Raw genomic sequence first — 8,147 nt, 5'->3', positions numbered from 1 at the left:
ACTTTTAGTGTTACTAAAAGTTTTCTGTCTACAACTGCCGGCCTGGCCATAGATAACGGTCTTATAAAGAGTGTCGCTGATCCTGTGCAAAATTATGTTTGGGACGGTACTTTTGATGGCAATCATAATTCTAAAATTAGCTGGGATAATTTACTAGATCAATCCTCTGATTGGAGCGGAACCTTGTTTGGTTTACACGATTGGGCTGACAGACCATCGAAAGAAGGTGGTCTTGACGATTGGAAAAACAGAACGTTAAACGAACCTGGAACTTTTTTTAAGTACAATGATGTTCGCGTGAATGTTCTGGCTTATTCTTTGCTGCAGGTATGGAGAAAAGCATTACCAGCTGTATTGAAAGAAAAAATAATGGATCCCATAGGTGCTTCGACAACATGGAGGTGGTACGGATACGAGGATTCTTTTGTAAATATTGATGGTGTATTGACGCAATCAGTAAGTGGAGGCGGTCATTCAGGTGGCGGAATTTTTATCAGTGCCGTCGATCAAGCTCGATTTGGATTGCTCTTCCTGCGAAAAGGGAAGTGGAAAAACCAGCAGTTAATTTCTGAAAAATGGGTCAATGATGCACATCGTCCTTCGGCTGCTAATAAGGAATACGGTTATATGTGGTGGATGAATACTACCGAAAAATGGGCTGGAACTTCGCCCGAAGTCTATTATGCTGCTGGTTATGGCGGTAATTATATTGTGATTGATAATGCTAATGACCTAGTGGTCGTTACCCGATGGATGGATGATAGCAAAATGGGGGAATTTATGAAACTAGTCAATCAGTCAATAAATAATCCAACAGCCAAAAAATAATCATGATACATTAGATAAGTGTGGCGCAAAAGTGACTATCAAATCGTTTTTGAGCTAAGCTTAAATTTCTTTTTTTATTCCAATTCTTTTTTCAAAAACTTGGCAGTGTAGCTTTTTTTGTTTTTAGCCACTTCTTCAGGAGTTCCTTTAGCTACAACTTGTCCGCCACCTTTTCCTCCTTCAGGGCCTATATCAATAATATAATCTGCAAGTTTAATAACGTCCATATTGTGCTCGATTACCAAGATCGTATTTCCTTTATCAACTAATTTATTAATGACATTCATAAGTACTCTAATGTCTTCAAAATGCAAACCAGTCGTAGGCTCATCCAGAATATAAAAAGTATTTCCAGTATCTTTCTTAGATAATTCTCCAGCTAGTTTGATACGCTGTGCTTCTCCACCTGAAAGAGTGGTACTTTGTTGTCCAAGAGTAATATAGCCTAAACCTACATCTTGAATCGTTTTTACTTTTCGGTATATCTTCGGAATCATTTCAAAAAACGGAACCGCTTCATCAACCGTCATGTTCAACACATCTGAAATTGATTTTCCTTTATAGCGAATCTCTAACGTTTCTCTATTAAAACGTTTCCCTTGGCAAGTTTCACATTCTACATACACATCGGGAAGAAAATTCATTTCAATGGTACGTACACCTGAACCTTCGCAAGTTTCGCAACGACCACCTTTTACATTAAAGCTAAAACGACCTGCTTTGTACCCTCGAATCATGCTTTCGGATGTCATGGTAAACAATTTTCGGATTTCGGTAAAAACTTCTGTGTACGTAGCTGGATTCGAGCGAGGCGTGCGACCTATCGGACTTTGATCAATATCAATGACTTTGTCGATGTGCTCAAGTCCTTCAATTTTTTTGTACGGTTGTGGTTTTTTGACACCATTAAAATAAAAGGCATTCAAAATAGGGTAGAGGGTTTCATTGATCAACGTAGATTTTCCGCTTCCAGATACCCCCGTAACACATATCAGTTGTCCTAACGGCAAGTCAATCGAAACATTTTTTAGGTTGTTTCCCGTCGCTCCCGTAAGCTTCATGAATTTCCCATTTCCTTCACGGCGTTTAGAAGGAATTTCTAACTTCATTTTTCCGTTCAAATACTGCGCTGTAATGGTATCCGATGCTAAGGTTTCAGCAGGCGTACCAATACTAATGATTTCGCCTCCATATTTACCCGCTTTTGGTCCGATATCAATCACATAATCGGCGCGTTCAATCATGTCTTTATCGTGTTCGACCACAATAACCGAGTTGCCTATATCGCGTAATTGTTCTAAAGAATGAATTAGTTTTTCATTGTCTCTTTGGTGTAAACCGATGCTGGGTTCGTCTAAAATATAAAGAACACCAACGAGCTGCGATCCGATTTGAGTTGCTAATCGAATGCGCTGTGCTTCACCACCTGAAAGTGATTTCGAACTTCGGTTTAAAGCCAAATAATCCAAACCTACATTCATTAAAAACGCCAATCGATCCTTAATCTCTTTGATTACTTCGGAGGCGATACGCTGCTGCTTATCAGATAGTACAGAATTTAAATCATTAAACCAAGTTGTAACATCAGAGATGTCCATATCACACAATTCGGCTATATTTTTTTCATTTATTTTAAAAAATAACGCTTCTTTTTTCAGGCGCGAACCTTCACATACAGGACATTTTATTTCGTCCATGAATTCCTTAGCCCAGCGCTTTATTGTTGTTGATCCACTTTCATCAAATTGATTTTTGATAAAATGAGAGATCCCTTCAAAATCAATTTTGTAGTCTCGGGCAACGCCCAAATCTTTGGAGTTAACAGTGAATTTTTCCTTACCACCATTCAAGATCATTTCCAACGCTTCGGCTGGAATCGTTTCTATCGCATCAGTGATCTTAAAACCATATTTTTCACCAATAATTTCTAATTGCTTGAAAATCCAAGATGATTTGTATTCACCCAAGGGCGCAAATCCACCTGCTTTAATAGATAATTTAGCATTAGGAATAATCTTTTTTACATTGATTTCATTAACCGTTCCAAGCCCATTGCAATTGGAGCAAGCTCCTTTTGGTGAGTTAAACGAGAATAAATTTGGTTCTGGATTTTGATACGAAATACCAGTAGTAGGACACATCAAGTTTCGGCTAAAATAGCGCATATCATTCGAATCTTGATCTAAAATCATCAGTACATTTTCACCATGGTGCATGGCGGTATTAATGCTTTCGCTTAATCTTTTTTCATTGTCAGCCGTAGCTTCCACAACCATTCGGTCCACAACTATTTCTATATCATGTGTTTTGTAACGATCCAACTTCATGCCTGAAGTGATGTCGACTACATGACCATTCACACGTACTTTTAAGAAGCCTTGCTTAGCAATTTGCTGGAATAATTCGCCATAATGCCCTTTACGAGCCCTAATTACAGGAGCTAGAATATTGATGCGCTTGTTGCTGAAATCTTGGATAATTAGGTCTTTGATTTGCTTGTCAGAGTACGAAACCATTTTCTCACCCGTGTTGTAGCTATAGGCATCAGCACCACGCGCGTACAGCAAACGCAAAAAGTCATAAATCTCCGTAATCGTTCCCACGGTAGAACGCGGACTTTTACTAGTAGTTTTTTGTTCGATAGCAATAACAGGAGATAAACCGTCTATTTTATCCACATCCGGACGTTCTAGACCGCCTAAAAACTAACGGGCATAGGCAGAAAATGTTTCTACATAGCGGCGTTGTCCCTCAGCATAAATGGTATCAAATGCCAAAGAGGATTTCCCTGAACCCGAAAGACCGGTGATAACCACTAATTTCTCTCTAGGAATCGAAACATCTATGTTTTTAAGGTTGTGAACTCTAGCGCCTAGAACTTCTATCGTATTGTCTGTATCTAACATAAGTTTTTGCTGATTGCTTCATTTTTAATCGCAATGACAGCAAAGTTACTCTTTTGATTTATTCTTTCCATAGAACAGTTTAGAACTTTGTGTTAAAATGGGGCATAAAAAAACGCTAATTTTAGTTAGCGTTTTTTGTTGTAAGTTGATTACTAATTAGCATCCACCTTCGCCATAAATTTTCTTTATAATTTCTTGACCCGTAGCTAAATTTTTAATTGATAATTCTGCTGATTCAATAATTGATATTATGTCATTTTCAAAAATTGATTTTCTTTTTCCAATTCTGACGCGATATTTGTCGTTTTGGTATATGTAATCATCGGTTTCATTATCTGTATCTATCCTTTCTAATACATTTTTCTCATCATTAATATTTATGTTAAGAGAATTATCATATTCAAATTCTCCCCAATAACAGATGAATTTTTTTGATTGATACAATTCTTTCGTTTCAGAATATACCATAGAGCAATGCTTCGGTAAAGCTTTCAAGGTAAAAGTAGAAACAACGAATGAAGTTATCATTTTCAACTTTAATATCGAATCTTGCAAAACAGATATTGATTTGCTTAATGTTTTTATACTCTCATCATTTCTTCTGTTTGAAGTTAGGAGCGAAGCAATTTTTATTTTTTGTGCTTTTATTGAATCTTTGTTAACAATAAGATTTTGATTCAGTAAAGCGAGTTCTTTGTCTCTATTCCTGCTAATTGAAATTAAAGAATCTTTACTTGAAAAACTATTTTTTAAAGCAATTCTCAATTCTTTTTTATCCATTTTTTCGATGTCTTGGGAGTAAGTCGTTAAGCTTAAGCTAAAGACTAAAAGAAGTAATATTGTTTGTTTCATAATTTATTTGATTGCATTTTTATTCATTGTGTTTTAGGTGAAAATTTTCATTCTTACCTCTATTTACAAAACCTATTTCCGTTTTTTAGTAATGATGATTCAGTAGGCGTTTATTGTAGTTTTCAAATGATTGGTATTTATCTTTAAGGCCAATGTAAATTTCCTTTAATCTTATATAATTTTCCCTGACACTTTCCATTTCCTTTGAAATATTTCTTTCTGTTGCTATTTCTAACTTTCCGAAATTCTCTTTAGTATTGGCACTTGCTTGAGCGAGAATCATTTCGAGTGAACTTTCATAGCTAGTAGTTCTAGGGTCAAGTTTTCCACCCCATTCTTCCTTAAGAAGTCTTTGTCGGTCTTTTTCTATGTAAGCGGCATAATTAGTTTTAAATTCTTGTATAATTCTATCTCTGTTTTTTTTAAGATTTTTGTATAAGGAATCGCTTTTGGATTCTATTAGTTTAAAATTTCTCAAAGCATCATTCATCTGAGATTCTATTTTGATACTATCATTGTAGAATTTTCTACTAAAATCAGAATTAGATAAATAAGTGTGATTGTTATAAACGAACTTGTTTACACCAGAATTGGCATTTTTAATTTTTGACGTGACAGTTACTTCATAACTACGAGATAAAGGGGCATCAAGATCGTCAATAAATTTGAAATCCTCTATCTTATCGACTATCCTCTCGCTACGTATGTTATAGTTAATGGTTGGGCTATTGTTGTTTGTTTGATCTTGCGATTTAATATTAGTTACTTTACCTGATCTGTCGACAGATAAAATATAAGAATGCGTCCCTTTTATAAAGTATTGAGATATTAAGTCTTGACCTATTCTTAATGTCTCAACAAAAGAATCTCCTTCTTTTTTGCAGGTAATATTAATATTAGAAGAAACTAATTGTATGGTATCTTTATCTCTAGAACTTACCCTAAACTTATTTACTTCTTCCTGATTAATATTAGAAACCCAAGACCCGTGATCTACATAACTTCCAGAATATGTACTATTGATAACAGTTGATCTTAAATTTCCTTTATCTTCGTAAGAATCTCGATTGTTACCATCAGGACAGTCATTACCACATAACCTATCAACTAAAAAGAACTTTTTTCCTAAATGGATAATTTCTGCAATATTGACGACTTTAGAATTACTTGACATATATTCTTCTAACGTATTAACTTCTGATACTCCATCGCCTTCATCAAAGCCTATTTCTACGTATAAAGCGTTAGCTATTTGCGTGTCTGAAAGTGATTCTAAAGGTTTTAAAACCGATGCAATGATTTTAACAGGTAACGAATTGGGTTTCTTAGCAGGAATCTTTTGATTTCCAGATGTAGTTCTTTGTGCATTAACACTTAATGCTATAATTATCAAGGCAGCTAGGAATATTTTTTTCATTTTCATTTCATTAATTTTTCTACTTCAATTGTATTAGATTATTTTAGAGATGTACTCCAAACTTTCTAATTATATAATATTGAAAATCAGTAATTATTTTAAGTTCATTATCAATTCTTAAAGTGTCTATACATTTTACTAAAGCACCAACATCATTTTTAGCTCTATATTCATGAATATATCGATAATGAGATATGTTTTTAGAATTAATATACTTTTTTAGTTGATTGATTTCATTTTGAATAATTTTAACTGAATCTTTTTCAAACTTGTTTAAAATTGCATTTTGCTTTTCTAATTTAGCCATTGCCGTAATTAAGTAGTAATGATTACCACTAAACAAAGCGTTTGATGCAATCTTTGATTGTTCTTCTCTTTTTTCTTGTACGTATTGTTTGATTCTTGTTAGCTTGCCTAATCTTTGATCGGTTAAATATTTTGATACTTTTTGCTCATTAATTGTATCAAATAGTTTTAATTCTACTAATTCATAGCTACTAGGGTCATTAAAATTTTTTTCCACGTATTCCTTAATTTTATTTTTTATTTTACTCTCTTTTGAACAAGATAGAAATAGGAAAGAGATAATTGCCAATGATAGATATAAGTGATTCTTCATTATTTTTCTATTACATTTTCGGCTACTTTTATAAAAGTACCAGCTTGTGGAGCAATAGCCTTTATGGCGTTACTCACAACTCTATTAATTGCCGCTTCATTAAGCTTAAATTCATTAAATTCATATTTCTCTACAAAATTATATACTGGATCAAAAACTGGAATTCCTTTGACAAACAGTTGACGTTGAAAGCCAACATTTACGTATTTATTTTTCTTACCAAAAATCACATAATCCCTTTCTCCTTCAGAAGTTTCTTTATAAGGTATAACATTTACAAAATAATCTTTTTCAAATTCTATAGACGCTTCTTTTTTTCCTTTATCAAAAGATTCTCTTTCTATAATAATACACTTGTTTTTCAATTCAAGAATTTGTTCATTTAAAACAGAGACTTTTTCTTCAAGTTTTCGATTGACTTCATAATCTATGTTGGACTTGACATTACCTAATTCAATCGATAATTTTTCTTTATCATGGATTAGTTTAGTTTGAATATTCTTGAAGAAAATTATCCAAACTAATGTCGTTAAAACTAAAGTGCTGATTACTGATATAATAATGATTTCCATATGGTCTGGTTTATTTTACAATGCTGGTGAATGTTTTCCTTTGCTTGGTCCGTTTGGATGTCTTGGGCAGGAATTTGCGGTTAGACTTGAAATAATACTTGACGAAGTACCACAATATTTACAGTTATACTTTGATTTTTCGGATCCTTCATAAAGACTGTGTTTACCTTTACTGGCACCTAATGGGTGACGTGGACACGAATTTGCAGTTAAACTAGAAATGCTAGAGCTTTTGGTGCCACAGTTGACACAATAATAATTTGACATGGAGCTAATTTTGGTTGGTTAAAACCTCAAAACTAAAAAGATAAAATACAATAAAAAACCCCAAAATGTAATTTGGTGTATCTGTCTTGTAAAATAGGTATTCTGTGTTATTTTGATTTTTAAGCTAAATTATTAATCGGATTTTTACTGTAGTTCCGGTTACTGAGAAATCAATTTGTATGGGTTCAAAATTGTTGGGTTGCATAATTTTTAGGCGCTCGGTAGCGATTGCAATTCCACGCGAAAAATGATTTTTAGAAGTTGTGGTTTTGCCTTTTCCGTTATCTGAAATTGTGATTTGCAATAATTCATTTTGAAGTAAAATAAACTCAATTTTAAAAGCAGGATGTAGAGATTCATCATTGAAAGCATGTTTGAAAATATTTTCTACAAAGGGTTGTAGCAGCATAGTTGGAATTTCAAAAGTGTCCTGCTTTATGGAGTCATCCACTAGTACCTCATATTGGATGCGATTATCAAAACGTTGGTTTTCTATTGCAATGTAGGTTCTTAAATACTCGATTTCATCCGCAATCGTGATGGTTTGTGAAGCGGAGTTATCTAATGTTTGACGCATTAAACTAGCAACTTCACTAATGTAAACAGCCGAGTTATGGGCATCTTTATTAAAAACAAAACTCTGAATCGTATTTAGAGCGTTGAATGTAAAATGAGGATTCATTTGG

7 protein-coding genes and 1 pseudogene are annotated in these 8,147 nt (G+C 33.8%); 1 reads left to right on the top strand and 7 read right to left on the bottom strand.

Annotated elements, in window-relative coordinates; genetic code table 11:
* Positions 1-828: serine hydrolase (locus P8M54_RS00560; RefSeq protein ID WP_300283805.1), on the top strand; the 828-nt coding region annotated here is incomplete at its 5' end.
* Positions 829-902: 74 nt separating this feature from the next.
* On the opposite strand, the pseudogene uvrA reads toward P8M54_RS00560, so the two are convergent.
* The 7 genes and pseudogenes from uvrA to P8M54_RS00525 form a co-directional block, all read right to left on the bottom strand.
* A pseudogene (uvrA, locus tag P8M54_RS00555) lies at positions 903-3,734 on the bottom strand (excinuclease ABC subunit UvrA).
* 156 nt (positions 3,735-3,890) lie between these two features.
* Entirely contained in the window at positions 3,891-4,586 is a 696-nt protein-coding gene (locus P8M54_RS00550) for a hypothetical protein (RefSeq protein ID WP_300283803.1), read from the bottom strand.
* An 85-nt stretch (positions 4,587-4,671) separates the two neighbouring features.
* Positions 4,672-6,003, bottom strand: coding sequence for a hypothetical protein (locus tag P8M54_RS00545; protein WP_300283801.1), 1,332 nt, complete (start codon positions 6,001-6,003; stop codon positions 4,672-4,674).
* 43 nt (positions 6,004-6,046) lie between these two features.
* Complete coding sequence (locus P8M54_RS00540) at positions 6,047-6,622, bottom strand: hypothetical protein (RefSeq protein WP_300283799.1); 576 nt, start codon at positions 6,620-6,622, stop codon at positions 6,047-6,049.
* Positions 6,622-7,194, bottom strand: a complete 573-nt coding sequence (locus tag P8M54_RS00535; protein WP_300283797.1) for a hypothetical protein — start codon at positions 7,192-7,194, stop codon at positions 6,622-6,624. The genes P8M54_RS00540 and P8M54_RS00535 overlap by 1 nt, the downstream gene beginning before the upstream one ends.
* Before the next feature lie 15 nt (positions 7,195-7,209).
* Positions 7,210-7,461, bottom strand: coding sequence for a hypothetical protein (locus P8M54_RS00530; RefSeq protein WP_300283795.1), 252 nt, complete (start codon positions 7,459-7,461; stop codon positions 7,210-7,212).
* 124 nt (positions 7,462-7,585) lie between these two features.
* The coding region (locus tag P8M54_RS00525) for a histidine kinase (RefSeq protein ID WP_300283793.1) at positions 7,586-8,147 on the bottom strand (562 nt) is incomplete at its 5' end.

The organism is Flavobacterium sp. (assembly GCF_029242675.1).
In the GTDB taxonomy this organism is placed as follows: domain Bacteria; phylum Bacteroidota; class Bacteroidia; order Flavobacteriales; family Flavobacteriaceae; genus Flavobacterium.
The sequence above is the reverse complement of the archived record's forward strand: the minus strand, read 5'-3'. Positions and strand labels throughout refer to the sequence as shown.